The organism is Clostridium sp. AF27-2AA, from assembly GCF_003478505.1.
Lineage (GTDB): Bacteria > Bacillota > Clostridia > Lachnospirales > Lachnospiraceae > Brotaphodocola.
Window position 1 is genome coordinate 1,641 of record NZ_QUFI01000069.1, and the last position, 1,149, is coordinate 2,789.

Genomic DNA, 1,149 nt, shown 5'->3' on the forward strand with positions numbered 1-1,149 from the left:
AGCGTGATGCGGACCGAACAAAAGTAGGGAAGCTGGTAATTCGAACTGTCAAGAAAAGCCGCTATTGTGTGATATGTGCCCGTACCGTAAACCGACACAGGTGGATGAGGAGAGAATCCTAAGGCCGGCGGGAGAAGCATTGTTAAGGAACTCGGCAAAATGACCCTGTAACTTCGGGATAAAGGGTGCCTGCGCAAGCAGGCCGCAGAGAATAGGCTCAAGCAACTGTTTAGCAAAAACACAGGTCTATGCAAAACCGAAAGGTGAGGTATATGGGCTGACGCCTGCCCGGTGCTGGAAGGTTAAGAGGAGAGGTTAGAGCAATCGAAGCTTTGAATTTAAGCCCCAGTAAACGGCGGCCGTAACTATAACGGTCCTAAGGTAGCGAAATTCCTTGTCGGGTAAGTTCCGACCCGCACGAAAGGCGTAATGATTTGAGCGCTGTCTCGACAATGCACCCGGTGAAATTGAAGTACCAGTGAAGATGCTGGTTACCTGCGCCAGGACGGAAAGACCCCATGGAGCTTTACTCCAGCTTGATACTGGGATTCGGTTATACATGTACAGGATAGGTGGGAGGCTAAGAAGTGAGGACGCCAGTCTTCACGGAGCCGCTGTTGGGATACCACCCTTGTGTGACTGGGTTTCTAACCTGCAGCCGTGACCCGGCTGGGGGACAATGTCAGGTGGGGAGTTTGACTGGGGCGGTCGCCTCCGAAAGGGTATCGGAGGCGCTCAAAGGTTCCCTCAGAATGGTTGGAAACCATTTGCAGAGTGCAAAGGCATAAGGGAGCTTGACTGCGAGACCGACGGGTCGAGCAGGTAGGAAACTAGGACTTAGTGATCCGGTGGTATAAAGTGGGATTGCCATCGCTCAACGGATAAAAGCTACCCTGGGGATAACAGGCTTATCACTCCCAAGAGTTCACATCGACGGAGTGGTTTGGCACCTCGATGTCGGCTCATCGCATCCTGGGGCTGAAGTAGGTCCCAAGGGTTGGGCTGTTCGCCCATTAAAGCGGTACGCGAGCTGGGTTCAGAACGTCGTGAGACAGTTCGGTCCCTATCCGGCGTGGGCGTAGGATATTTGAGAGGAGCTGTCCTTAGTACGAGAGGACCGGGATGGACTGACCTCTGGTGCATCGGTTG

Annotated in this window: 1 rRNA gene (cut by a window edge); it reads left to right on the forward strand. The window is 53.4% G+C overall.

Annotated elements, in window-relative coordinates:
* A 23S ribosomal RNA gene (locus DWY84_RS17590) occupies nt 1–1,149 on the forward strand; its annotated part reaches 1,633 nt to the left of the window's first position; the annotation flags it as partial.